The organism is Mucilaginibacter sp. CAU 1740 (genome assembly GCF_039839285.1).
Lineage (GTDB): Bacteria > Bacteroidota > Bacteroidia > Sphingobacteriales > Sphingobacteriaceae > Mucilaginibacter.
In genome coordinates, this window is record NZ_JBDOQS010000001.1 from 110960 (window position 1) to 134921 (window position 23962).

The following is a 23962-nucleotide window of genomic DNA, read 5'->3' on the forward strand; positions in this document are numbered from 1 at the left end:
TAAAAGATGGACCTATCGCCCATATGGCTCACCTTAAAATTGGCCGGCATCACTACGGTGCTACTGCTGCTTATCGGGCTGCCTTTTGCCTGGTGGCTATCCAGGGGCAGAGCATTTATTAAAATCATTATCGAAGCTATCATTACCATGCCGTTGGTGTTGCCGCCCTCGGTGTTGGGATTTTATTTGCTGTTGGCTTTTAGTCCGCAGCATGCTTTTGGAAAATGGCTGCACGATACCTTTGATGTTCAGCTGGTTTTTTCTTTTCCGGGGTTGATTCTTGCATCGGTTATATACAGCATGCCCTTTATGATAGGCCCGGTTAAATCGGCTTTGCAACAATTACCCTCTTCTCTGGCCGAAGCATCATATACTTTAGGCAAAAGCCGTTGGCAAACCTTCTGGTATGTATTATTGCCCAACATCAAACCATCATTATTTACCGCCGCTGTTTTAACTTTTGCCCATACTTTGGGTGAGTTTGGCGTAGTACTGATGATAGGCGGAAATATTCCCGGCGTCACGCGGGTGGCGTCGATAGCGGTTTATGATTCGGTTGAGAAAATGGACTACGCATCGGCCAATAATTACTCGTTGATTTTATTTGCCATCACATTTGTGCTGGTGATAGGTGTATTTGTGTTTAACCGTTACCAGGCAAAAAGCCCCTTGGCATGATCAGGATCAATATCGAAAAAAAGCTAAAGGCCTATAACGGGCAGCAGGTGCTTAAAATCGACCGGACTTTTCCACGTGGTGGTATTACCAAAATTTACGGCCCATCCGGCTCGGGTAAAACCACATTGTTGAAATTGATTGCCGGGCTTGCTAATCCCGATAAAGGCGAGATTATGGTTAATGGATTGCCCTGGTACGATTCGTCCCGCAAGATCGATCTATCGCCACAAAGAAGAAACACCGGCTTTGTATTTCAAAACTATGCGCTATTCCCTAACATGACGGTTGTTGAGCATTTGCAGTATGCCACTAAGGAAGCTGAATGGATTAAGCGATTGCTGTATTTAGGTAAGCTGGACACTTTAAGTACGCATAAACCAGATCATCTCTCGGGCGGGCAACAGCAGCGGTTAGCTATTTTAAGGGCGCTGGCCATTAAGCCTAAGGTGCTTTTGATGGATGAGCCATTTTCGGCATTGGATAGTAAGATGAAGATGGAATTGATAGGGGAGCTGAAATCAGTTTTGGTGGAGTTGGGGGTGACCACTTTGATAGTGAGCCATAATCAGCAGGAGTTGGAGATGTTTGAGGGGGAGGTGATGGATTTTGAGGCGATTTAATCTATTTGTAAAAACATGTCATTGCGAGCGTAGCGCGGCAATCGCACGAAAGCAAAGCATCTTCGCCCTGTATAGCATGCGATTGCTTCGTACCTCGCAATGACATATTGTAAGGCATAATCACGCAACAATAAGAATATAATTCAGCCTGTGGTCGGTGTTTTCACCGTACCACATGATTTAATAGTAAATGTTTAATTGTGGATGTTAACCGACAGCATAAGAGTGGTGCGGTGAAAACACCGACCATAAGCTCTAAAAGCTTTGCGCCTCCGCGCCTTTGCGTGCTGAAATAATAAAGAGGAAGGAAAAATTTACTTTTTACTATCCGCGTCAGAAATAGTCTTGATCAAACTACCCCATGCAAATGGGTTAAGCAGTGGGTTAGGAGTAAGCGAATGCTGGTTAAGGATGCTGGTATGCATAGCCTGCGCATTGGCCGACTGGATTTCCTGAGCGTTACGTGGCAACGTATTGTATAAAGCCGACAACGTTGCTTTGCTGATATTTTTACGGGCAATTTCCAGGTCGTCATCAGCCAGTTTAATGGTCAGGAAATCTTTCTTAAACTCATCGGTAGTAGCCCATGGAAATACGTGGAATGTAGGCAGGTTAATGATCTGCGCTTTTAAGGCTACCTCGGTAGTGTAGCTTTTGCTTGGCACATTTGATGGAATCACCACCAGCATTTGGCCGTAACCTACACAGCTAAAGCGCAGGGTATCCTGCTCGTGCGCCACAAACGAAAAATAGCCCCTGTAATTACTGGTATTTACAACCTTATTGGCCGATAGATTGGTAATGGTTACATAGGGGATGGTAACCTTGGTACTATCGGCATTGCGTACTATGCCTGTAAATTGCACAATAGGCCTGTTATCGCTTTTTTGAGCGAAAGCACCTATCGAAACGAACAGTAATAATAAGCCAACTAAATATTTCATAACAGTATTAACTACTTAGCTCCGGTATATATTACGCCATGGATGCTAAAATAGTTTTCAATCTTTATCAAAATTACCTTATAGCGCGTAATTAAGCATTGTATTTAACAATTCTTAACATTAGCGCAGGTTTTCGGGCAGTACCGCGTTCGGATCATCAATATCCGTTAGGTTAATTGCTTCGATAGCGGTAACCTCGGGCACAGCTTTTTTAATGGCCTGCTCAATACCTGCTTTAAGGGTCATGATACTCATTGGGCACGATCCGCACGAACCCAATAATTTTAATTTAACTACACCTTCAGGGGTTATCTCCTCAACAGAAACATTCCCACCATCAGCTTCCAGATACGGACGGATGGTATCTAATGCTGACTCGACCTGACTTAATAAACTCATTTTTATTAATTTATAACGATATGTAAAGTTATTAATTATTTACAACATTTTCGGCACTCAAAGCCTTAGCGTTTGATATGGCCACCTGTTGTGCAACACGCTGTGCCATCGCGACAAAAGCAGTCGTCATCGGGCCATCTTCCTCAAGCACAGTAGGCATACCTGCATCACCCGAATCGCTGATGCCTTTTATCAACGGGATCTCGCCTAAAAACGGAACCTCAAGGATCTCGGCAAATTTACGGCCGCCGCCTTTTCCAAATATATAATATTTATTTTCCGGCAGCTCGGCAGGGGTAAAGTACGACATATTTTCAACCACTCCTAATATCGGTACATTGATGGCCGGCATCATGAACATGCCTACACCTTTTTTAGCATCGGCCAAGGCCACATTCTGCGGGGTGGTTACAATAACTGCGCCTGTTACAGGGAAGCTTTGCGTTACAGTGATATGGATATCGCCGGTGCCCGGTGGCAGATCCACTACCAGGTAATCCAACTCGCCCCAATCGGCATCGTTGAACAATTGTTTTACAGCGGTTGATACCATTGGTCCGCGCCATGGCACAGGCTGGTTAGGATCGGTAAAGAAACCTATCGACAATAGCTTGATACCATATTTTTCAATAGGCTCGATACGGGTTTTGCCGTTCTCTTGCGTGGCCATTGGGCGTGCGCCTTCTAAACCAAACATAATAGGGATTGACGGACCGTAAATATCAGCATCTATCATACCCACTTTTGCTCCGGTTTTTGCCAATGCCAAAGCCAGGTTAACCGCTACCGTTGATTTACCTACACCGCCTTTACCCGATGCTACCGCGATAATATTTTTAACGCCCGGAACGCCGGTGTTTTTTTGTGTGGTTACGCGCGAAGTCATGTTGATATTGATAACGGCTTCTTTGCTCACAAAATGCAGGATGGCATTACGGCAGGCATTTTCGATCATGGCCTTCAGCGGGCAAGCCGGTGTGGTGAGGATGACCGAGAAGCTTACGTTGTTGCCATCGATATGGATATCCTGGATCATGTTGAGGGTAACCAGGTCTTTTTTCAGGTCCGGCTCTTCAACATTGCCCAGTGCTTGTAATACTTGTTCTTTAGTAATTGTCATAATATGAGGCAAATTTATGAAAACCGGGCGTTGATTGGCTTTGCTTAGAAACAATTTGATTAAACATCCGTTTGCAGGGGATAAGATTTAGTTTAGTTTTGGATAAAATTGACAAATGAAGCGCCTTAATCCTAAATATATACGCATAGCCGCATACATCCTTGTTCCCTTAATTCTTATTCTGCTAATCGGCGGATTTATTGCCTACTCAAAGCGCGAAGCCCTGCTTGAAAAAGCCATTGACAAAGCTAAGTTAAAAGCCAAAAACGAGTATAATTTAGATGTAAAAATAGGCTCGGCCAAATTTACAGGACTAAGCACCGTTTCGTTTTCGGACGTAAGCATTGTGCCCGAAGGCCGCGACAGCTTATTGAGCATCAAAAACTTCGCGGTTAGTGTACGTGTTATGCCATTGCTTTTAGGCGAGGTAAAACTATCCGATGTAACGCTGGAGGACGGATTCATCCACCTCATCAATAACAAGGGCGTAAAAAACTTCGATTTTCTGTTTAAAAAGAAAAAGGATACCACCGCCACCGGCAACAAGGCCGACCTGAGCGCGCTGGCCGATAACCTGGTTAACCAGGTGCTTTACAAAATTCCGGATAACCTTTCGCTCAATAATTTTACCATCAGCTTTAAAAGCGACAGCGACCAGATCAAGCTACAGGCTCAAACCGCACTGATCAAAGACGGGCAACTAACATCAACCATTAAAGTTAATGATGGCGAGGCTACCTGGCACTTTGCCGGTAAAATGCATCCATCAGATAAAGACATTGATGTAATGCTTTATGCAGATAACAAAAAAGTGGAGTTCCCACTCATCGAAAAGAAGCTTCATCTGAAACTGAACTTCGATACACTGCAAACCAAACTCACTAAAGAAGATCACAGCAGCGGCGAAACCAAAATTTCCGGCTCATGGTCGGTTAAAAATTTGTTGATCCATCATCCGGGTATTTCATCAACAGATATTGTTTTCCCATCGGCCTCTATCGATGCTGACCTGAGCGTAGGTACAAATTATGTAGCTATTGATAGCACATCGCTTATCCACATCAAAAAACTAACCGCGCATCCTTACATCAAATACACGCTTAACCCAACCAAAATTTACGAACTGAAAATTAACACCGGCTGGCAAAATGCACCCGATGTATTTGATTCTTTCCCTTCGGGGATGTTCGACGCGTTGGATGGCATCCAGGTGGCTGGCAAGCTGAACTACCACATGAACTTTTTCATGGATACCAGTAAACCTGATGACCTTGTATTCGATTCGGGCCTGGATAAAGAAAACTTCAAGATCCTGAAATTTGGCCGCACCGATCTGACTAAGTTAAACAGCCCGTTCGTGTACACGCCATATGAAAATGGCAAGCCGATGGCACCGCACCTGATAGGCCCGGATAACCCGGAGTTTACCCCGCTAAGCCAGATCTCGCCAAACTTAAAATACGCGGTAATGACTGCCGAAGACCCATCATTTTATACCAACCACGGTTTTGTGATGGAGGCTATCCGCAAATCGATAGCTACCGATTTCAAGACAAAGAAATATAAACGTGGCGGTAGCGGGCTGTCGCAACAGTTGGTTAAAAACGCCTACCTGAGCCGCGAAAAAACACTGGCCCGTAAAATAGAGGAGATCATGATAGTTTGGTTGATCGAGAACAACCGCATCATGACCAAAGACCGCATGCTGGAAGTTTACTTCAACATTATTGAATGGGGCCGCGGTATTTACGGTATTGCCGAGGCATCGCACTACTACTTTGGCAAAGCGCCATCTGAGCTTAACATTGGTGAAGCCATTTACCTGGCCAGCATTGTACCGTACCCTAAGGGAGGCTTGTACGCCTTCCAGCCAGACGGGACCCTGCGACCGGGACTGCATGGCTACTTTAACCTGATAGGCAAGCTGATGGCCATGAAGGGCTATACCGCCCGCGATACCAATGCCTACGGCTTTTACGATGTGCGGCTGAAAGAAAGCCTGCGCCGCCAAATCGCACCCGTTGATACCGCCACCGCCGATAGTCTAATGAAACAGGGAGGTGCCGATGACGATAGCATTTTACCGGTTGTAGAAGAGCCGGCAAAAAAACCAAACTTTTTCCAACGCTTGTTCGGTAAAAAAGACACCACCGAGCAAAAGGCCGAAGAGAAGCTGAAACAAAAAGAAGAGAACCTGAAAGACCAGATCAAGGCACAAATAGAAGCCCTGAAAGCTGAGTATAAAATCAGGATAGACGCGGTGGATACCACAGGTGGCAAAACCCGAAAGGATGTACGGCAGGAAAAACGGCGGTTGAAGGATGAAGAGAAGGAGAAAGAAAAAGAATTGAAGGATAAGATGCCGTAAGGCGATTAAAGGGGCGAAAGCCCCTTTTGTATTTCTCTTAACTGCCGCGGGTTTAGCGTAGCGTAACCCGTGGTAATAATTGGTTAAGTTGGAAACTTAACCCCCAGAGTTGAAAATGTGTACATATGAGCATCACGCATTCTGCAACGCCGAACTTGTGACAGCAACGATACCTAATATCTTAGAAAGGTCTTTTTGTTTTAAAATATAAGGTTATACCTTAGCTCAAAACTTAAACTTTTCATGAAAATAAAAACAAGGTTTCTTTTCGTTTTATTGGGCTTGGCGGCTATAATAGCTGGGTGTTCGCAGCGGCATAAATCAAAACCTGTTTCCAAAACGGTTAAACCCAAAGCTGTGGTTATTCAAGATTCTGTTAAAAAAGTAACGATCGTTGAGCCAGACCTCAAAAAATTAGTTGATGAGTTGAACCTGCGTTTAGACCTTTATGATTCAATCGCTGTAAATTATGATTATACTAAGGCCGAGTTAGCAAAGTTCAAATTATCAACGGCCGACAGAGACAGCCTGGTTGCGCAAAATGAGGAGCATATATCGGGATCGAGTTTAGCTTCCACCTGTCAATTTGTTATTTATGATTTGTTCAAGGGCGTATTAAATCATCCAGCCATCAAAAACTATCAACTTGGCGATATCCTGCATATTGAAATTGTAGTATCAGACAATAAAAAAGTTTTTAATATCACATTACCCGAAAATACGGGTGGCACTTATCAAAGTAATTTATCATGGATACACTATCGTGCCGACGATGGAAAAATTTATAATTATTATCCCGAGCAGTTAATTGCCGAGCATGACAGCATAAGCAAGCCCGCGTTTAACATTGATGGGTTCTCGAGAATAACAGCTATCCATACCGCAAAAGGCACAAAGTATTTGTTTATGGGCGGTGTTATAGGCTGTTCTACATGTAGAATTGAATATGCTGAATTAGGTTATTTTGACAGAGGAGAAACTATACTCGATTTTTCCTTTTCAATACAGAGCAGGTTTAGAGAAGATGACGATGATAAGGGAATAAGCTAGGATGTAAAAACCAAAACCCTCCGTATTGATCATACCCCCAGCGATTTGGATGAGGGGGGATGCAGTTGCAATCCGGGCAAGGAAGTAGATGAAAACGGCGAAGCCATTCAACAGGAAGGTTCAATGAGTAATGCACCTATCAGGCATGGCGAAAAATTAATTTGTGTTTTTAAATTTAACGGGAGCACTTTCGTGTTAAACAGAAGGAAAAGCCGGGTTCCATGTTGATACGATAATCTCAGAACTACCTCTATGCGCTAAGAACGCAGCATATTTTGGTTTTATCTCTCTACAATTCCATGACGAAATTAAATGTTTAAACATCTAAATTTGTTTCAACAAAACAACAAAGATAACAATCATGTCATTAGTAGAAAAATTACAATGGAGATCGGCAGTAAAAAAATTCGATCCCAGCAAAAAAATAAATGCAGCACAATTGGATTCATTGAAAACAGCTATCCAGTTGGCACCATCATCATTAGGCCTGCAATCATACAAAGTAATTGTAGTTCAGGATGCTGAAACTAAACAAAAACTACGCGCGGTAGGTTATGATCAGGCACAGATCACTGATTCATCGGCTTTATTTGTATTCGCTTCATTAACCAACCTTGATGAGGATTTCGGTAAAAGATTTATCGATCTGGTTGCTTCAACCCGTGGCATTGCCCGCGAAACCCTTGCCGGTTACGAGCAAATGGTATTAGGCACATTGGCCAGCCGTACCAACGAGCAAAAAGTAGCTTGGTCGCACAAACAGGCTTACATTGCTTTAGGTGTTCTATTATCAGAAGCTGCTGAAATTGGTGTTGATGCCGCCCCAATGGAAGGTTTTGATGCTGAAAAATTTGATGAAATCCTTGGTTTGAAAGAACAAGGTTTAACCACTTCGGTAATTGCAGCCGTAGGTTTCCGTGCCGAAGACGATGCTTACAGCAAAATGATCAAGGTACGCCGCCCGTTAAGCGAATTGTTTATTGAAGCTTAATTTTTAGGTGAATGGTTGATTGAGTTGATTAGGTGAGTGGTTTAGTTAATGAATCAACGCAACTATTCACCCAATCAACCATTCTCTACTCACCAAAAAACTATTCTCCAATCGAAGATTTCCTGAGATAAAGCTTCGATTTTAATACGTGCTCTTTTTTTGCCACACCATTGCCGTTATTTTCCAGGGCTTCAAACAATAGCGTAGCAGCTTTAACGCCCATTTCATAAGCTGGTTGGGTTATGGTTGAGAGGGCAGGGGCCAACAGTGGGGCCACCCGCAGGCTCGAGAAGCTGATCACCTTTAAATCGTTCGGGATGGAAATGCCCAGATCGTTACAAACGTAGTAAGTAGCAAAGGCCAAACGCTCTACCGAGCTGAAAATACCATCGGGCTTAACTTCCTGCAGTACTTTTTTCAGGATCTTGTAGTTTACCTTTTCGTCGTTGCTGCAATCAATCACCAACGCATCGTCAAAAGGCACCTTGTGTTTGGCAAGCGCGTTCAGGTAACCTTGCATCCGCACTTTACCTATCGAAATGCTTTTGTTTACCACCAGGTAAGCTATTTTTTTGCAGCCTGTTTTAATGAGATGTTCCGTAGCCGAAAAGCTGGCATCATAATCATTAGTGGTTACTTTGGCCGCATCGATATCTTCATAAACCCTATCGAAAAATACTACCGGAATATGTTTCTGTTCCAACTGGCGTAGATAATTGTGATCGCTGGCCTCGCCAGATACCGACATGATAATACCATCGGCCTTGCCATTGTTCAGGTAGTTTACAAACGATACTTCTTTTTCAAAAACATCATCGGTACGGTAAAGCAAAATATAGAAACCTTTTTTGCGGGCAACCTCTTCAATGCCATTAATGGCCTGCGAAAAAAAGTCGTTAGCAATTTCGGGAACGATAACAGCAAGCGTTTTGGTTTTTTTATCGCGCAGGTTGCTGGCGTAGTGGTTGGGCAAGTAATTATGCTGTTTGGCGTAGGCCAGGATCCGCTCTTTGGTATCCTTATTAATATCAGTATTTCCGTTAAAAGCTCTCGATACCGTTGATGTGGATATGTTGAGCTCCTTCGCGAGTTTTTTAATATTGATACTATCCATTTTCCGGGCCGCTAAAACTGTTTACTGGAACCAAATGTAGTAAAACAGTTCAATTGTGATTATACATTTTATGGATAATTGTTAAAATATCATTACAAAAATTCGGCAAAACAGGACATCCCGGTCAGTGTCTCCTCCCTGTGCTTAACTGTAAGTTAATCAATGGCATGCACTTTGCAATACGCACGTTTAGAAAGGAGGACATAATCATGACCAAGAAAATATTGATACTGGAAGACAACGAGCTGATGATAGAGGTTATGACCTACATCCTTTACAATTACGGATACGAAGTTGTATCATCCATATACCCCGAAAAGGTATTCGACCATATTAAATCATCCCGCCCAGATCTCGTGATCCTTGATACTTGGCAACCTGCTTTGGATAGCCATGAGGTTTGCCGACTGCTGAAACTTAACGTAGCCACCCGCAACTTGCCGGTAATTATCTGCTCGGAAAATGAAGATGTAGTGGCCCTTTATCCCGACGAAAAGTGCGCGCCCAATGGTATTTTATATAAACCTTTCGGCATGAACAGCCTGATCAGAACTATAGAGTATCAACTTGCAGCATAAAGTATTTTTAATTTAATTGCCTGTAGATTAGTTTTTTATGTCTGCTCGTAGATAGATCGGCCGTTATAGGTTGCTTTTGAAACAAGGGTTGCGTATGTTTACTGCCAGAGAAGATAAAGATGGGACTGCCACTAAGAATAACCTTTAACGATACCGATTATGTGTATCAACTCAATACCTCGCCAATTACCCCTGCCACCAGCGAACTTGAAATTTTATTAAATGGCGAGAAGATCATCCTGCAAAAAGATGCCCGTCGCGTTTGGATCCAAGCCGGTGAAGGCCCTATAATCGAGCCCGAATTTGCCCAGGCATTGGGGAGATCGGTGGCGCTGCGATTTAGGATGTGATAGCTTTTTCAATCAAAAGTTCTTTACCTTTTAGCTTAGTAAGTTCTGTTCTAATCACTTCGGACTCGCTGGCGAGTTGAAATGCTACGAAAGGCTGAAAAGGATTTTTTTCTAACGGACTCTATATTTGTAACGGATATAGGCCGCTTATAATAAGCGCCGAATCTCCGATATGTATCTCGCCTGTAACTATTTCACCTATGATATAGAACCCCCGGTTTGTAATATTGAAATAATCTTCAAGCCGGAACACGCTGTAATCCTGGATATTTTTCATGCTGTTACGACGAAACACGTTTTAATTTCTTTTTTCTGTTGATGAAAGCAACTGCTATTAAGCCAAAAATCATGGCGAAAACAATATCTATCAAAAAATTAATTATTAAAAAGTGATAGGTTACACCATAGCTATAAATTGTTTTGCCTGATGTAAAGCTGTAAAATGTTTTAGGAAATCCATAGTTGCTCATGCCATCCGAAGCGGCGTGGTTTTGCATGGTGATGAGCGTTATAGTGATGAAAGCAATAAGCGTAACAGGCAGGAAAATTTTCATAATCAAATATATGATTTAAGATTTTCCTGCTTGCCGGTTTTACATCAATCCTAACATCACAATCCCCATTACAATCATCAACCCATCCTCAATAATAGTAACCGTACTCATTGGCAAATTAAACACAGCCCCCAAGCACGCGCAACGGATCTGCCTTTTGTTAAACACGCTTTGTAATACACCAACCAGGCTGATGCTCATTACCCCCACCATTATGGCATTAATAATAACCGGAGCAAGGTCAAGCGCGAAGGCTATCCCTAAACCCAACTCAACAAAAACATACACAAAACCCCATTCTTTCCAACGTTTGGCAACAATATCATACATACTGTAACTATCGGCAAAGCCCCGGATATCCAGCAGTTTAAAAAAGGAGAAAACCAGAAAAAAACCGCTCATAAAAACACGCATCATGGTCATGATGCTGAAGCCGCTATGGTAACCCGCTATTAGTGAGGCTGCCAAAAGATAACCAAAAATGAGCAGGATAGGTTTATAGGTTTGTATCCAGGTACGGTTTTCTTCATCGGTAGTGAGGGCTGCGCTCATCTGGTGGTGATGGTTTTCAGCTTCGCTAAGCTGGTATTTAGGATAGGCGGCCAGGGCCTGTTGCAGATCGGCGGTGGCCACATGTTTTTTCATGGTGATATCAGCTGTTCCTTCGGCCTGTGAAATATCAACTTTCTCAACGTTGGCAACCTGTTGTAAAAGCCCCTGAACTTTGGCGAGACAACCGGTACAGGTCATCCCGCTGATGTTATAAGTATGTGTCATGGTAATTTTATTGTTTGTTGATACAAAATTACCGCGGGATGGGGAGGTAGATGTTACAGGATTATGGGTATGATTTATAAGATTTACATGTTGGCACGAATGCTTGGCAGGTTGATTAGAATTTAATCGAATTGACACGAATGCTCAGCGTGTTGATCAGAATTTAATCGAATTACACGAATTAATTTTGAAGCAGCATTCGTGTAATTCGTTTTTAATTCGAGAAAATTAGTGTAGAAATTAATTAGTGTCAATATTTATATATCCTCCAAATTCTTCCGCTTACTTCCCTGCAAAGCTTTAAATGCCGATGGCGTTAACCCCGTAACCTGCTTAAACTGGCTGGACAAATAAGCAACGCTGCTATATCCCAGTTGAAAAGCAATTTCCGAAAGGCTCAGTTCATTATAAACCAATAGCTCCTTCACCTTTTCAACCCTTTGTGCTATATGATATTTTTCGATTGTAGTACCCTCAACAGCAGAGAACAGGTTGCTGAGATATCCATAATCGTAATTAAGTTTTGAAGTAAGTACCGCCGAAAGTTTTAATGGTGATTGCCCATCGGCATAATGCACCTGTTCAATAATTAAAGTTTTGATCTGCTCAATGAGGCGGCTTTTTTGATCATCAATCAGTTCGAAGCCCAGCTCGTTTAATGATGAGCTTAGCTGTTTAAGCTGACCATCGGCCGGGACTTGCTCCAGCTCTACTTCGCCCAGCTCAATGCTGAGTGGATGTAAGCCAGCCTTTTCAAGTTCGCTTTTCACCATTATTTTACAGCGACGGCAAACCATGTTTTTGATGTACAGCTTCATGGGGCAAAAATACTATTTCACTGCTTCATCCACCAATTGCTTCAGTTCCTTGTAACGCTGCTGGCGGCCGTCGCTTTTTATATAATAGCAAAGCATAAAGGCCGCGTAATGCTTATCCTTATCTATCCACGGAAAACTCCCAAACAACCCCGGACTGCTTACCGTATGCGCATCAAACACCCACTCGCCGTAGCCATAACCCAATCCGCCAGCCTCGGCAGGGGAGTAGGCTATTTTAACATCGGGTGTGATACGGTTTACCTGCATTTGGGTTATGCTGTTTTCGCTTAAAATACGTTTGTCGTTAAATACGCCCCGGTTCATGATCATGGTTAAAAAGTTTATATAATCTTCGGGCGAACTGTAAGCGCCGCCTGCCGGTAAGGCTACTTTGGCCTGGCCAAAATCGGTATTCTTCATGCCAAGCGGCTGGGCAATGCGCTCCGCAAACAGAGTTTCGAAACTTTTGCCGCTTATTTTTTCGAGGATGGCTCCGGCAATTTGCAGCCCGGCATTGCTGTAGTGAAATACTTTGCCGGGCGTGCCCTCCATGGGCAGGGCAGCAATATCGGCCATGGCATCATCCATTGAGTTATCCTGCCGCACATCTTCCAGGCTTTCTTTTAATGGAGGTGTTTTGATCCCGGTTTGGTGCGATAGGCATTGACCAATGGTGATCATCCCCTTACCATGCTGCGATAATACGGGAATGTATTTGCCAACCGTATCAGTAAGTTTCAATTTGCCTTCATCAACAAAAGTCATTACCAATGCTGCGCTAAGCCATTTGCTGCAACTGGCTATAGCTATTTTTGATGTGCTGTTAAAATCATCCAGATCGGCTTTTTTACCTTGTTTATGGGCTATCATACGGGTAACAAATTTTTGTTTGATGCTCATGTTGTTTTCGGTATGGTTGTAAAACAGCTTGCCACCTTTATAAACAATCAGCACAACCCGGCCGCCCATTTCGGGAGCATTATCTTTTAGCCAGGTGTCAACTTTGTTGAAGTTGGATTGTGCGTGCACTTTAACGGCGTAGCTTATGATGAGTGAAAGAATAATAAAAGCTTTTGTTTTCATAGCGAATAACTGCCCTTGTGGAGCTAAGCTAATTTAATATTTGTAGCCGAGAACAAGTCGTCTACAGCAAATCAAAAAACAGCGAAAAACTATTCGGTTTTGTAAACTCAACTTCCTTTTTTCCCTCTTTACCGATTGTTTTTCCCTGCTCAACTAATTGGAGTAGTCGTTGTTATGTATTGTACTTTTCTTTGTATCACAAAACCGAAAGGGCCATGAAAACCAACAGAAAACCGTTATACCAGCGAAAAGCGTTTATCATCATTTTAATATTGCTTGTGGGCTTTATAAGCATCCAGTTTGTGCGCCCCGATGTTCCCAACCCACCAGTAACGGGCGATTTCAATGCCCCGGCCGATGTGAAGGCCATTATACAAAGGGCTTGCTATGATTGCCATTCCAACCAAACCAATTTGCGGTGGTATGATAAAATAGCGCCGGTTTACTGGGGTGTGGCCGATCATATTAAAGATGGCCGCGCGGGGCTAAATTTTTCGGAATGGAACAAACTTGCTCCCGGCGACCAGAAAGCTAAACTATGGGAATCGATAAACCAGGTGCTGGCGGGTGCTATGCCTTTGCCAAGTTATACCGCGGTACATACCGAAGCTAAATTATCGCCTACTGATATCAGTGTATTGAAAAACTACCTGGCAAGCATGATCCATAGCAAACCTGCCGATACCGCTGCCATTAACACGGCCGACAGGCAATATCAGCACTGGCAAGGTAAATCGACCGAGTTTGCAAAACTGCCCGTTGCAGCTAACGGCATCGCCTACATTCCCGATTACAAAAACTGGCAACCCATCAGCACAACCGACCGCGAGGATAACAACACCTTAAGGGTAATTTTCGGCAATGATGTTGCGGTTAAAGCCATCAAAGAAAACAATATCCACCCATGGCCAAACGGCGCCATTTTTGCAAAAGTAGCCTGGGCGCAATTGCAGGATAAAGATGGTACTACCCGCACCGGCGAATTTAAACAGGTGGAATACATGATCAAAGACGATAAAAAATACGCATCGACCGCGGGTTGGGGTTGGGCCCGGTTCAGAACACCTAAAATGGTTCCCTATGGAGGTGCAAACGTGCTTTTTGCTAAAGAATGCGTAAGCTGCCATAAACCATTAGCCAACGAAGATTTTGTATTTACCCAACCCATTAAACACTAAACCCATGAAAGCATTACATATATTTTTAGGTGGATGCGCTTTATTGCTGGCCGCCTGCTCAAACAACAAACCTGTTAAATTATTTAATACCGATGCCGCGCTCCCGGCATCGCCAAAATATAACCTGGATGGGCTTAAAGTGATCACATCCTTTGTTAACAAAACCAAAGGTACAGCAAGTACGCTTTATGGCAACGATGCTGCACTGAAATCAGCCATCGACGCAAATAAAACCACAAGCGCTGATGAAGTATTTACGCTGGTTACCTGGAAACAACAAGAAGATGATCACTGGTTTGGTGCTAAGATCCCTTCAACGGTGCAATCTGTTGAGGTATTAAAAACCAGTACCACCGGGACATTGGATTATAGCCGTTTGGAAGGAAAGGAGCTGGCCTCGCCTAAAGACACTTTGGGACAGGGGGAAAGGATAGCATATATATTAGGGCAAAAACCATCGGTGATGCCCTAATAAAAAAGGTTTAAAATAGAAAACGGCGTGATGAAGATAGTTCATCACGCCGTTTTTTTATGGTTGATACTTTAAGCGATATCTATCTCCGTCCTCGGATCTGCTTCTTTCTCCGCAGCCAGCTTTTGTTGGGCCAAAACTTCCGGCGATTCGCAGGCGTAGCCAAACAGACAGCGTTCTTTAATAATGGTTGCTACTTCGGGTGGTACAAATTGTTCCCAGCCGCCTGCGCCTTGTTTAATGAGTTGAAGCACGTTGTCGGTATCAACATTCAGGTTATTTTCGTTGTAGTGCCTGATATCTTCAATTTTATTGTTGGCTATCAGGTATCGGTACAAGTCGATAAGGTGAGCAGGCAGATAAAAACGTAAACAGTTCCAGATCACGCCATCGCGCAGGGTTGGATAAATGAAAAGCTTCACCTTGCGGCTAAACAGCGTAGCGAACGATTCGAGAATGCCACCGGGAAGTTCTTTGTAATGTTCTTCCGAAAATATGTACTCGAGGTTAGGGAAGCCTAAAACCACGCCCATTTTTAGTTTGGTGATCTTAGATAGATAGGCCACCAGCTTATAATACTCATGGAAATTGGAGATCATTACCGTTTGACCCAGCGAGCAAAGGATATCTACACGATCAAGGAAGTCTTTTTCGTCGATATCGGCATTGCTATCGGCATTGCGCTCTTTTAGGGATTGCAAGGTAAGCTCGGTAACTACCACTACATTGTCTTTATCCACATCTGGCTCCTGCAAAAACTGCTTTACGCCAGTGTTCAGCATATCCATATGTACATTGATAACCGGACGGAAACGACCGCGCACCATCACCAAATGTTTTTTATACAATGCTTCGGATGGTTGCTGGTTTTTGCCATCGGGCCCGAACAACGCTGCATCCGAAAAGCCATATTTTACCAGGTGAAGGCTCATTAAGCGGTTGTCAACTTTGGTAAAGCTTGGCCCTTCAAAGCGGATCATATCAATCTGGATCCTGTCGCGCGAGAGGTTGTCCATCAGCGAAAGCAGGAAAACAGGCGGGATCTCGTTATAGTAAAAACAGGCGTACATCAAGTTTACACCCAAAATGCCTGCCGCCTGCTGCTGCAGATTGTTGTCATTATCCAACAACTTAACGTGGATGATCACATCATTATACTGCCCGTTAGGTTCCTGCTGAAAGCGTACGCCCATCCAGCCGTGGCCTTCGTTGGTTTTATTATAGTTAAGTGCCGATATGGTATCTGCGAAAGCAAAAAAAGTAGACGTATCCCCGCGCTGCGCGCCAAGACGTTCTATAATGAGGCCGTATTCGTGGCTCAGCATAGCCATTAGGCGTGGTTCGCTTACATACCTGCGCGCTTGCTGTACACCGTAAATGGCATCCGAAAAAAGCATATCATAGGCCGACATGGTTTTGGCAATGGTGCCCGATGATGCCCCTGCTTTAAAAAAGTTCGCTGCTACGTCTTGTCCGGCTCCAATTTCAGCAAATGAGCCATAAATTTCGGGGTTAAGATTAATGGCCAGTGCTTTTTGCTTGGTCCCAATATCTTTATTGTGAATGGCATTCATACCCATTAAATTAATTTTGCGGTTAGTCAACCCGTGGTAAGAAGACCTAAAATTACGCTTTTTATTGCAAACAGGTGTTAAGAGAATATCACAAAATAATAAAGCATTGATTTTAAATGTATCGATGACATAAAACGATTTTATTTGCCGTTAATAATGGTTATCGCCCTTTCCAAAAGTTCGTCACGCCCCGCCCGGGTGCCTTTGATGGTTGGTTCGATGTGTTCATCTATTTTCACGCCTTTTTGCTGGCTTTCGGTACCTTCGGGATATAACACCCCTAAACCGGATATGCCGGTGTGAAGGCCTCCGGGAAGCAGGATCGAAGCAACGCCGCCATCGGCCCCCGCGGTGATACTGCCAATCACCTTTAGATCCGGTGAACTTTGAAACTCCATAGTGGTGTATTCGGCCGCGCTTTGGGTAGCTTCGTTTACAATAACAACAACTTTGCCCTTGTAGTTATCTTCAACAGGGATAAAGAGCGGGGCGCTAACCTCCATTAAGCCGGGCGACAAAATTCCCATCGTTCTGAATTTAACAAAAGGGCGTACACTTGCTTTGCTAACAGGTATAAACCAGTAAGGAACGGTTTCTGATGGATAGCAACGCATATCTATAATAATCCCTTTGGTATCGTTAAATACTTGTTTAATAACAGGCAGATCCCGGTTGTGATACCTGCCGGGGTATAAATAGCCAATATTGTTATTAATAAGTTTATAGGCGGGCTTTTGGTAATTGCTATCCGCTAATTTTTCAAAATTCGCGTGGCTGGATATAATGCCGCGTACAGAAACCTGTTTCTCTATGCCGGGTTTTTGTATGCCTATTTTAAAGTTGGGGTTGTTGCTGCGCAGCAAATATTTTAAAGGCATATCGCGCAGCTGGGTTTGATAATTGGAAGCGGAAGTTATGGGTAAATATTTTTTGATGAGCGCGGCAACAGGCTGGCCGTTAATGGATTTAATAACATCGCCAGTTTTAAAGCTTTTACTTATGATAGCACTATCGGCGATATAACCGGTAATTACCAATTTGCCTTGTATAAATTTAGTCATGAAGGGCGTAAGGTATTTACCGCGATAAGCTTCAAGTTCGGGCGTGGTCCAGAGATCGGCATGGGTATCGTGGATTTGGCAGATGAGGGCAAGCGTGGTTAAAACATATTGCTGCGCGTTGGCATCGTTTATAAACTGCGGGATGAATTGAGGCAGCACTTTGTTCCAATTGCCGGTTAAGTGGCGGTAAGGGTAAAAATATTGAATCATGTTCCAATACCTAAAAAGGCAAAGCAGCCTGAATCCCGTATCCGGATATTTCATGAACGCGTAACCCTGTTCGTGTTCAAAAACCGGCCCGTTGGGGAACGAGATGTAAAAATTTTCAACATCATGATAATTGAGCACATTCCTAAGTTTTGCAGTAAGCGAAGGGCTTAGTATAGAGCGATCAAACAGGTTTCCGTAATCGGGCAATATACTTTCGTTGTTGCCTCTGTATGGTTTACAGGTAGTGCAGGGGTTAAATGTGCCAATCCTGTCAAGCCATTGTTCAAGCACTTTACTTAATGCGGCATTATCATTTGCTTTTAACACGCCCGGCATTACCCGGAATAGTTCGGCATCCATATTTACATTACCCACCGAAACCGCGCTATGGTGATACTTTATAAAACCCCATACCTGTGCAAGCATAGTTAAGTTAAGCAGTTTGCGCGGCGTTAATTTAATATCACTTATGCCCGAGCCTTTGTTAAAAGCGGTATCCTGCTCGGCTTTGGCCAATACTATTTGCTTTGGTGCAGCCTCATTTATCAGTTTTCCGTCGATATAAAGGCGCACATTATCAACCCAGATTTTTCCTTTACCTATAAGGCGTGCACCGCCTGTAATTTTGGTGGCAATCTTATCGTTATAAGGCAGTTTAATGCTGTATTCGGTAAAGTTGGTGGTGCCGTTTATTTTTTGATTCCTCATATCGTCGCCGGCTTCGGTGCCGGCAACCTGTAGCCAGAAACCTGCCCAGCCATCTACATCTTCCGTTTTCAGGTAACCGCGCAATTCAATTTCTTTTCCTTTAAATGTTGCTGGGATATTAAAACCTGAGGCTCCTATATCAACATCCTTGCCCTTGTTGCTGATGGATATGGAATACTTACCTTCTTGTTTAATGCCGCTATCTAATTTGAAATTATATATCTCTGCAACATCAGCAAGGTATGTCCATCCGGCAGGAAACCGGCGGGCTGGGTCGATGGTTTCCATATCGCCCCGAAATTTTACCTGGGCTTGTGATGTGTTTAAAGCCAAAAAGCCGACCATTAAAAGAATGACAGATTTGCTGAGCATTACGCGTAATTGAGGCATAGGTTTGGGCATGTTGGTTGCTGTTTAAAACGGATAAGTAAACCCAATAATATTTAACAAAACAAATAATTTTTCTATTGCCTCCGCATCGCAATATTTTGATGAACCCAAATTACTTCCTCTTCGGGTGAGGTTTTATCTACCGTACTGCTTATCCTGCTAAAAGTAGCCCCGGGGAAATCATAAGGTTTACTATCGTCAAAAAATGGCCCCACAATGCCTAATATCCAATTATTGCCTTTGGCCCAGTGTGGCGCATAAACGCGGTATTGAAAAACCTCGTAATGAATAAAATTATTGCGGCCGTCAAAATCAATCGTAACACGTTTTATATATTCTATTTCATCGGGGCAGGCATCCAGTTCTGTAGGGAACTCGAGCCAAACTGCGAGTGAACTTTCGGCCCCTTTTACGAGGGTGTTATACTCTTCCGGAAACAGATGGAGCTGATCAACTTCCCTTAAGTACAAAAAAGTATCGTAGCGGGTAAGCACATTTTGCGCGTAGGGCAGTATATCATCGGCTGTTAAGCCCTTCGTACTTTCTGCTTTTTTATAAAGCGCCAATATCCTGGCCGAGCGCTCCAGCTCCAGTTTCTGTTTTTTCTTTTTTACATCAAACAACCTGAAAGCTGCGAAAGCTATGATGAAAACAAAAATGGTTATGACAAAGAGGGTGGTTATATCCATAATAAAATGAATATAGGACTTTGTTTAACTGCTTAGGCAAATTAACGGTCAATTAGTGGGAAATCTATGTTTAATGTTTTGCCTGCGGCAGGAGCTGTAACGGTTAGTACCTCGTCGTACCGGTCAATAGCACCATCGCCATTGATATCCTGGTATCGGATGCCGCCGACAGTTGCCGGAGGAGTTTGTCTTGGCCAATTATTGATTTCCTCAGCCGAGCTAAATACGCCCGCTTTTATAAATGATGCAACTGAAGGGGCAATAATTTGTTCATCACTTATATAGTGATATAGATAGTAGGTTTTATTGGGGATAACTTTAAAACTAAGTTGCCCGTTGGCGTCGCTTATGGCTGAAAGTGTATCTTTTCTGAGATAAATTTTAGTTTGATCAGATAGTTTGGAGATATATACATTTACTTTCCTGCCTGAGCCAGATTTTATGTTCACAATAATCCGGGCGCTTTCTGGATCTTTTTTACAAGAGGCAAATAATACAACTACAGATAAAATAATAACGAGCTTGATCCGCATAAATAATTTGTGATTAAGGTTGGGCTAAAATAATCAAATATGCGCAAACATCGGTGTTGGGTGTTTAAAATTCGTGTAATTCGATCTAATCTATCTTAACAATAAAAGCATTCGTGTTACTTACATTTGCACTATGAAAAATTTTAAGGTTGAAGCAGAAGGCGCGGAGTTTGATTTTGTGACCATGCACGTGCGCGAGGTAAGGCTGTTCCAGGTGTATGTACAGCACGAGGGCGTTACCCTCCGCTTCCACATGCAAAAAAATGAAGAGGGCGACTTTAAAATAATGGATAAAGACCACTGCCCCGAGCAGTATCATATTGCCGAAGACCTGCTAAGCAAAGCCATTAAAATTTATGGCGGCGAAGAGCGAAAACCGGCCGCGGTTTAAAGCAACTCACATCCCAGGTTTTAACTTGAGCTTATTCATGCTTCACAGTAAAACATATTTTATCGTGAAGCATTGTTTAATACATGGATCAAAACGGAGTAACGCTCATATTTCCACATCAGTTATTTAAGGATCATCCGCAGGTAAAACCATCCCGGCCGGTTTACCTGGTTGAAGAAACCTTATTTTTCAACCACTATAACTTCAATAAAAAGAAACTGGTGCTACACCGGGCATCGATGAAATTTTATGCCGATGAGTTATCAGCAAAAAATATCAATGTAAATTATATTGAAGCCCATGATGCACTTGCTGATGTGCGAAAACTTGTATCCGCACTTGCCAAACAGGGCATCAAACAAATCTATTATGTTGATACAGCCGACAACTGGCTCGAGGCCCGGCTCAACAGTAGTTGTGCCAAACACGATATCGCACTTAGCAAACACCACAGCCCCAATTTTTTAAACAGCGCCGATGATGTAGCTGGCTTCTTCGATAAAAAGAAAACCTATTTCCAAACAGATTTTTACACCGCCCAGCGCAAGCAACGAAACATTCTGCTGGAACCGGATGGCAAACCCATTGGCGGCAAATGGACATATGATAGCGAAAACCGACTGAGGTTTCCTAAAAACGGCGTTGTGCCATTGTTGGATGTTCCTGCCGAAAACAAATACGTACAAGAAGCCCGGCATTACGTAGATAAAAGCTTCGCAAACAACTACGGTACCACGACATCGCCTTTTGGTAACCTTGGCGGTTTTTATCCAACCACCTACCATGAAGCCGAACAATGGCTGAATAATTTTTTGAAGCAGCGGCTTCAAAACTTCGGCATTTACGAAGATGCGATGGTTGCCAATGAGAGTTTCCTGTATCATTCGGTATTAACCCCCATGCTTAATATCGGTTTATTAAATCCGCAACAGGTAATTGACAGGGCATTGGATATAGCTGCCGATGCGGAGATCCCGCTAAACTCGTTAGAAGGTTTTATACGGCAGATTATGGGTTGGCGCGAGTTTATCCATATTGTTTATGAGCGCGAGGGAGTAAAGCAACGCACCAAAAATTATTGGGGCTTTAAGCGGAAAATTCCTCGCTCGTTTTGGACAGGTAGTACCGGCATACACCCGGTTGATGTGGTGATCAAAAAAGCACTGGCTACCGGGTACACCCATCATATTGAACGCCTGATGGTAATGGGTAATTTCTTTTTACTGTGCGAGTTTGACCCCGATGATGTGTACCGCTGGTTTATGGAAATGTATGTGGATAGCTACGATTGGGTAATGGTGCCCAACACCTACGGCATGACCCAATTTGCCGATGGTGGCCTCATGACTACCAAGCCCTACATTAGCGGCAGCAATTACCTGCTAAAAATGGGCGATTGGAAAAAAGGCCCATGGCAGGATATCTGGGACGGTTTGTTCTGGCGTTTTATGCATGTTCATCGCCATTTTTTTCAGCAAAACCCGCGTTTGGGTATGCTTGTGAAAACATTTGATAAAATGCCTGCGGAGAAACAGAAGGAGCATTTACAGAATGCCGAAAAATTTCTTGATCAGCTTGATAAATATTGACTGTGTTAAAATCTGTTCAGCACAAATTTTAGGCTAAAATTGTATTTTGCAGTTATAATAATACTTATGGATCCTGTAAATGAGAACGATTGGAAAACAATGCCTTTGCCAGAGCAACAGGAAGGTTTAGCATTAAATAGAACCCTATCTGACGAAGAATCTAAATATTTACTACCCGGCCATCGGCCAAGGGATATGGACGACAGATGGTTTATTTACATCAAAGACCAGTGGATGTACTTCCACCGGAGCTGGACAGGGGTTTGCATTTTTAAAATAAGGCTGATTTTGGCTAATGGAAAATATACGTTGACCGAAGGGTTTGTAAATCGGGATCCTGAGCAATTTAAATCGACCAGCGTAGAAGCAGATGTAGACATGCTTAATCGGGTTATTGATATCATTGTCAAGATTGAGCAGAGGGAAAGCAGGTAATGTTTACAAAGGGTTAAAGGAGAGCTACAACCCTCCCTTAACCCGGTACCGGATTATTATTTTGCGGTTAGAAAACCCTCCGCCCCAAAGGCGTGGTCTATGATGATTTTCCAACCTCCATCTGCCTGCTGTTTCATTACCTCAATGCCTTTTGCTGCTACTTTGATTTCATTTCCATCGGTGATACTCCACTCCGAGCGGCCAACGGCTATATTACCGGATTGTGCGCAATAAACAGTTTTGATTTGCATAGTGCCGGGGATGGCCAGTATGCCGGATACAGCATCAGTCCAGCCTTGCAGGCCGCTAACCGGTTTTTCAGGTTCGGGAAACATAATGCCTTCGGTATCGTACATGCTTAATACAGTTTGCAGGTTTTTAGTGTTGAATGCCGCTGCTAAACTTGCATGGGCTTCTTGTGGTGTTTTTGGTAGGTTCATTTTATGTTTTTTGTGATTTTTTTAAAAGTGGAGACGCCTGATCGCGCCTCCCCGAATGCTTGTTTAAGAAAATAAGAAACCGAAGTTTTTATCATTAAACATTTGCGTGGCTGCTTTGCCGGCAGCTTCATAAACTTTGCTGAAGAGGAAGCCACCCATGCTTAGCCGTTTTACGCCCAGTTGCGTCAGCTCATCAAAGCCGGGCAGTTGTGGCATGCACATTACGTTGATCGGCAAGACGGTAGCGTTTACCACGGCTTTAATATCATCAGGAGCTGTTATGCAGGGCGTAAATATTCCCGAAGCCCCGGTGTTTTCATAGAGTTTAATGCGGCTGAGTGTTTCATCAAGGGCGTTGGGTAAACCAAGCAAAAAGCCGTCGGTGCGGATGTTGAGGAACAGCTTGATGTTAGTGCGACTAAGGTGATCGGCAATTGCTGTAATGGTCTTTGCAAAATCATCGGCAGGCAGGAGTTCGCGGGTTTGGCCGGCAACGGTATCTTCAATATTGATACCTGAAACGCCTGCATCTGCCAGCTTTTGAATGTTGGCGATGATACCCTTAACAGAACGATCATATCCGCCTTCAATATCTACAGTGAAAGGGATATTTACCGTTTCCACCACTTTTTTGGCCACAGCAACCAAACGCTCGAAGGGGAGTTGTTCGCCGTCGTCATATCCGTTGGCTAAAGCAAGGGCCTGGCTTGATGTACCTATAGCCTGGTAACCCGCTGCCTCGAACATTTTGGCGCTTGGCAAATCCCAGATATTCCCTAACAACAGAGGTGTGGCCTGCTGATGTAATTGATTGAATTTTTGAAACTGGTTCATAACATTGATGTTTT

26 protein-coding genes are annotated in these 23962 nt (G+C 43.4%); 12 read left to right on the forward strand and 14 right to left on the reverse strand.

Features of this window, described 5'->3' with window-relative positions:
- The first annotated feature begins 6 nt into the window (after positions 1-6).
- Both modB and AAFN85_RS00480 read left to right on the forward strand, forming a co-directional pair.
- Positions 7-678 carry a molybdate ABC transporter permease subunit gene (modB, locus tag AAFN85_RS00475; RefSeq protein ID WP_347524846.1) on the forward strand — a complete coding sequence of 224 codons (672 nt, stop codon included), beginning with the start codon at positions 7-9 and terminating at the stop codon, positions 676-678.
- Positions 675-1298, forward strand: coding sequence for an ATP-binding cassette domain-containing protein (locus AAFN85_RS00480; protein WP_347524848.1), 624 nt, complete (start codon positions 675-677; stop codon positions 1296-1298). The genes modB and AAFN85_RS00480 overlap by 4 nt, the downstream gene beginning before the upstream one ends.
- 314 nt (positions 1299-1612) lie before the next feature.
- Here the strand turns inward: AAFN85_RS00480 and AAFN85_RS00485 are convergent, their stop codons facing one another.
- The 3 genes from AAFN85_RS00485 to AAFN85_RS00495 all read right to left on the reverse strand — a co-directional run bounded on the left by AAFN85_RS00485 (position 1613) and on the right by AAFN85_RS00495 (position 3761).
- A complete protein-coding gene (locus AAFN85_RS00485; protein ID WP_347524850.1) occupies positions 1613-2242 on the reverse strand; it encodes a hypothetical protein in 630 nt (209 codons plus the stop codon).
- 120 nt (positions 2243-2362) lie between these two features.
- Positions 2363-2641, reverse strand: coding sequence for a NifU family protein (locus AAFN85_RS00490; RefSeq protein ID WP_347524852.1), 279 nt, complete (start codon positions 2639-2641; stop codon positions 2363-2365).
- 31 nt (positions 2642-2672) lie between these two features.
- Positions 2673-3761, reverse strand: a complete 1089-nt coding sequence (locus tag AAFN85_RS00495) for an Mrp/NBP35 family ATP-binding protein (RefSeq protein ID WP_347524854.1) — start codon at positions 3759-3761, stop codon at positions 2673-2675.
- A 115-nt stretch (positions 3762-3876) separates the two neighbouring features.
- Here AAFN85_RS00495 and AAFN85_RS00500 point away from each other — a divergent pair, with 115 nt between their 5' ends.
- The 3 genes from AAFN85_RS00500 to AAFN85_RS00510 all read left to right on the forward strand — a co-directional run bounded on the left by AAFN85_RS00500 (position 3877) and on the right by AAFN85_RS00510 (position 8170).
- Positions 3877-6129 carry a transglycosylase domain-containing protein gene (locus tag AAFN85_RS00500; RefSeq protein WP_347524856.1) on the forward strand — a complete coding sequence of 751 codons (2253 nt, stop codon included), beginning with the start codon at positions 3877-3879 and terminating at the stop codon, positions 6127-6129.
- A gap of 243 nt (positions 6130-6372) precedes the next feature.
- A complete protein-coding gene (locus AAFN85_RS00505; protein ID WP_347524858.1) occupies positions 6373-7179 on the forward strand; it encodes a hypothetical protein in 807 nt (268 codons plus the stop codon).
- A gap of 361 nt (positions 7180-7540) precedes the next feature.
- Positions 7541-8170 carry an NAD(P)H-dependent oxidoreductase gene (locus tag AAFN85_RS00510; protein ID WP_347524860.1) on the forward strand — a complete coding sequence of 210 codons (630 nt, stop codon included), beginning with the start codon at positions 7541-7543 and terminating at the stop codon, positions 8168-8170.
- 100 nt (positions 8171-8270) lie between these two features.
- Here AAFN85_RS00510 and AAFN85_RS00515 read toward each other — a convergent pair whose 3' ends face one another.
- A complete protein-coding gene (locus AAFN85_RS00515; RefSeq protein WP_347524861.1) occupies positions 8271-9284 on the reverse strand; it encodes a LacI family DNA-binding transcriptional regulator in 1014 nt (337 codons plus the stop codon).
- 209 nt (positions 9285-9493) lie between these two features.
- Between AAFN85_RS00515 and AAFN85_RS00520 the strand changes: the two genes are divergently transcribed.
- The gene (locus AAFN85_RS00520) at positions 9494-9862 is read left to right on the forward strand and encodes a response regulator (RefSeq protein ID WP_347524863.1); all 369 of its coding nucleotides are present in this window, start codon (positions 9494-9496) and stop codon (positions 9860-9862) included.
- A gap of 119 nt (positions 9863-9981) precedes the next feature.
- Complete coding sequence (locus AAFN85_RS00525; RefSeq protein WP_347524865.1) at positions 9982-10212, forward strand: hypothetical protein; 231 nt, start codon at positions 9982-9984, stop codon at positions 10210-10212.
- 281 nt (positions 10213-10493) lie between these two features.
- On the opposite strand, the gene AAFN85_RS00530 is transcribed toward AAFN85_RS00525, so the two are convergent.
- The 4 genes from AAFN85_RS00530 to AAFN85_RS00545 form a co-directional block, all read right to left on the reverse strand.
- On the reverse strand, positions 10494-10766 hold the full coding sequence (locus AAFN85_RS00530) for a hypothetical protein (protein ID WP_347524867.1): 273 nt from the start codon (positions 10764-10766) through the stop codon (positions 10494-10496).
- 39 nt (positions 10767-10805) lie between these two features.
- Positions 10806-11543, reverse strand: coding sequence for a MauE/DoxX family redox-associated membrane protein (locus AAFN85_RS00535; protein ID WP_347524869.1), 738 nt, complete (start codon positions 11541-11543; stop codon positions 10806-10808).
- A gap of 257 nt (positions 11544-11800) precedes the next feature.
- Positions 11801-12361 carry an AraC family transcriptional regulator gene (locus AAFN85_RS00540; RefSeq protein ID WP_347524871.1) on the reverse strand — a complete coding sequence of 187 codons (561 nt, stop codon included), beginning with the start codon at positions 12359-12361 and terminating at the stop codon, positions 11801-11803.
- 12 nt (positions 12362-12373) lie between these two features.
- The gene (locus AAFN85_RS00545) at positions 12374-13444 is read right to left on the reverse strand and encodes a serine hydrolase domain-containing protein (protein ID WP_347524873.1); all 1071 of its coding nucleotides are present in this window, start codon (positions 13442-13444) and stop codon (positions 12374-12376) included.
- A 215-nt stretch (positions 13445-13659) separates the two neighbouring features.
- On the opposite strand from AAFN85_RS00545, the gene AAFN85_RS00550 reads away from it, so the two are divergent.
- Both AAFN85_RS00550 and AAFN85_RS00555 read left to right on the forward strand, forming a co-directional pair.
- Entirely contained in the window at positions 13660-14622 is a 963-nt protein-coding gene (locus tag AAFN85_RS00550) for a heme-binding domain-containing protein (RefSeq protein WP_347524875.1), read from the forward strand.
- A 4-nt stretch (positions 14623-14626) separates the two neighbouring features.
- Positions 14627-15094: a hypothetical protein gene (locus AAFN85_RS00555; RefSeq protein ID WP_347524877.1), complete on the forward strand. Its 468-nt coding sequence runs from the start codon at positions 14627-14629 to the stop codon at positions 15092-15094.
- Between the two features lie 71 nt (positions 15095-15165).
- Here the strand turns inward: AAFN85_RS00555 and AAFN85_RS00560 are convergent, their stop codons facing one another.
- From AAFN85_RS00560 to AAFN85_RS00575, 4 genes are all read right to left on the reverse strand, one after another.
- Entirely contained in the window at positions 15166-16668 is a 1503-nt protein-coding gene (locus tag AAFN85_RS00560; RefSeq protein ID WP_347524879.1) for a TonB-dependent receptor, read from the reverse strand.
- A 140-nt stretch (positions 16669-16808) separates the two neighbouring features.
- Positions 16809-19037 carry a S41 family peptidase gene (locus AAFN85_RS00565; RefSeq protein ID WP_347524881.1) on the reverse strand — a complete coding sequence of 743 codons (2229 nt, stop codon included), beginning with the start codon at positions 19035-19037 and terminating at the stop codon, positions 16809-16811.
- A 74-nt stretch (positions 19038-19111) separates the two neighbouring features.
- Entirely contained in the window at positions 19112-19726 is a 615-nt protein-coding gene (locus tag AAFN85_RS00570) for a hypothetical protein (protein ID WP_347524883.1), read from the reverse strand.
- 41 nt (positions 19727-19767) lie between these two features.
- The gene (locus AAFN85_RS00575; protein ID WP_347524885.1) at positions 19768-20259 is read right to left on the reverse strand and encodes a hypothetical protein; all 492 of its coding nucleotides are present in this window, start codon (positions 20257-20259) and stop codon (positions 19768-19770) included.
- 133 nt (positions 20260-20392) lie between these two features.
- Here AAFN85_RS00575 and AAFN85_RS00580 point away from each other — a divergent pair, with 133 nt between their 5' ends.
- From AAFN85_RS00580 to AAFN85_RS00590, 3 genes are all read left to right on the forward strand, one after another.
- Positions 20393-20650 (forward strand): hypothetical protein, encoded by a 258-nt coding sequence (locus AAFN85_RS00580; RefSeq protein WP_347524887.1) that lies wholly within the window; start codon positions 20393-20395, stop codon positions 20648-20650.
- Positions 20651-20733: 83 nt separating this feature from the next.
- On the forward strand, positions 20734-22239 hold the full coding sequence (locus AAFN85_RS00585; RefSeq protein WP_347524888.1) for a cryptochrome/photolyase family protein: 1506 nt from the start codon (positions 20734-20736) through the stop codon (positions 22237-22239).
- A 66-nt stretch (positions 22240-22305) separates the two neighbouring features.
- Positions 22306-22674, forward strand: a complete 369-nt coding sequence (locus AAFN85_RS00590; protein ID WP_347524890.1) for a hypothetical protein — start codon at positions 22306-22308, stop codon at positions 22672-22674.
- Positions 22675-22730: 56 nt separating this feature from the next.
- Here AAFN85_RS00590 and AAFN85_RS00595 read toward each other — a convergent pair whose 3' ends face one another.
- Both AAFN85_RS00595 and AAFN85_RS00600 read right to left on the reverse strand, forming a co-directional pair.
- Complete coding sequence (locus AAFN85_RS00595; RefSeq protein WP_347524892.1) at positions 22731-23114, reverse strand: DUF4440 domain-containing protein; 384 nt, start codon at positions 23112-23114, stop codon at positions 22731-22733.
- A 63-nt stretch (positions 23115-23177) separates the two neighbouring features.
- Complete coding sequence (locus AAFN85_RS00600; RefSeq protein WP_347524894.1) at positions 23178-23948, reverse strand: isocitrate lyase/phosphoenolpyruvate mutase family protein; 771 nt, start codon at positions 23946-23948, stop codon at positions 23178-23180.
- Positions 23949-23962: the final 14 nt, after the last annotated feature.

Excerpts from the sequence above, each read along its gene's own strand:
- AAFN85_RS00500 (WP_347524856.1), top strand. The coding sequence starts at position 3,877 with ATGAAGCGCCTTAATCCTAAATATATACGCATAGCCGCATACATCCTT.
- AAFN85_RS00575 (WP_347524885.1), bottom strand. The coding sequence starts at position 20,259 with ATGCGGATCAAGCTCGTTATTATTTTATCTGTAGTTGTATTATTTGCC.
- AAFN85_RS00525 (WP_347524865.1), top strand. The coding sequence starts at position 9,982 with ATGGGACTGCCACTAAGAATAACCTTTAACGATACCGATTATGTGTAT.
- AAFN85_RS00585 (WP_347524888.1), top strand. The coding sequence starts at position 20,734 with ATGGATCAAAACGGAGTAACGCTCATATTTCCACATCAGTTATTTAAG.
- AAFN85_RS00545 (WP_347524873.1), bottom strand. The coding sequence starts at position 13,444 with ATGAAAACAAAAGCTTTTATTATTCTTTCACTCATCATAAGCTACGCC.
- AAFN85_RS00535 (WP_347524869.1), bottom strand. The coding sequence starts at position 11,543 with ATGACACATACTTATAACATCAGCGGGATGACCTGTACCGGTTGTCTC.
- AAFN85_RS00560 (WP_347524879.1), bottom strand. The coding sequence starts at position 16,668 with ATGAATGCCATTCACAATAAAGATATTGGGACCAAGCAAAAAGCACTG.
- AAFN85_RS00495 (WP_347524854.1), bottom strand. The coding sequence starts at position 3,761 with ATGACAATTACTAAAGAACAAGTATTACAAGCACTGGGCAATGTTGAA.
- AAFN85_RS00505 (WP_347524858.1), top strand. The coding sequence starts at position 6,373 with ATGAAAATAAAAACAAGGTTTCTTTTCGTTTTATTGGGCTTGGCGGCT.
- AAFN85_RS00490 (WP_347524852.1), bottom strand. The coding sequence starts at position 2,641 with ATGAGTTTATTAAGTCAGGTCGAGTCAGCATTAGATACCATCCGTCCG.
- AAFN85_RS00595 (WP_347524892.1), bottom strand. The coding sequence starts at position 23,114 with ATGAACCTACCAAAAACACCACAAGAAGCCCATGCAAGTTTAGCAGCG.
- AAFN85_RS00530 (WP_347524867.1), bottom strand. The coding sequence starts at position 10,766 with ATGAAAATTTTCCTGCCTGTTACGCTTATTGCTTTCATCACTATAACG.
- AAFN85_RS00570 (WP_347524883.1), bottom strand. The coding sequence starts at position 19,726 with ATGGATATAACCACCCTCTTTGTCATAACCATTTTTGTTTTCATCATA.
- AAFN85_RS00550 (WP_347524875.1), top strand. The coding sequence starts at position 13,660 with ATGAAAACCAACAGAAAACCGTTATACCAGCGAAAAGCGTTTATCATC.
- modB (WP_347524846.1), top strand. The coding sequence starts at position 7 with ATGGACCTATCGCCCATATGGCTCACCTTAAAATTGGCCGGCATCACT.
- AAFN85_RS00485 (WP_347524850.1), bottom strand. The coding sequence starts at position 2,242 with ATGAAATATTTAGTTGGCTTATTATTACTGTTCGTTTCGATAGGTGCT.
- AAFN85_RS00515 (WP_347524861.1), bottom strand. The coding sequence starts at position 9,284 with ATGGATAGTATCAATATTAAAAAACTCGCGAAGGAGCTCAACATATCC.
- AAFN85_RS00480 (WP_347524848.1), top strand. The coding sequence starts at position 675 with ATGATCAGGATCAATATCGAAAAAAAGCTAAAGGCCTATAACGGGCAG.
- AAFN85_RS00600 (WP_347524894.1), bottom strand. The coding sequence starts at position 23,948 with ATGAACCAGTTTCAAAAATTCAATCAATTACATCAGCAGGCCACACCT.
- AAFN85_RS00540 (WP_347524871.1), bottom strand. The coding sequence starts at position 12,361 with ATGAAGCTGTACATCAAAAACATGGTTTGCCGTCGCTGTAAAATAATG.
- AAFN85_RS00555 (WP_347524877.1), top strand. The coding sequence starts at position 14,627 with ATGAAAGCATTACATATATTTTTAGGTGGATGCGCTTTATTGCTGGCC.
- AAFN85_RS00520 (WP_347524863.1), top strand. The coding sequence starts at position 9,494 with ATGACCAAGAAAATATTGATACTGGAAGACAACGAGCTGATGATAGAG.
- AAFN85_RS00580 (WP_347524887.1), top strand. The coding sequence starts at position 20,393 with ATGAAAAATTTTAAGGTTGAAGCAGAAGGCGCGGAGTTTGATTTTGTG.
- AAFN85_RS00510 (WP_347524860.1), top strand. The coding sequence starts at position 7,541 with ATGTCATTAGTAGAAAAATTACAATGGAGATCGGCAGTAAAAAAATTC.
- AAFN85_RS00565 (WP_347524881.1), bottom strand. The coding sequence starts at position 19,037 with ATGCCTCAATTACGCGTAATGCTCAGCAAATCTGTCATTCTTTTAATG.
- AAFN85_RS00590 (WP_347524890.1), top strand. The coding sequence starts at position 22,306 with ATGGATCCTGTAAATGAGAACGATTGGAAAACAATGCCTTTGCCAGAG.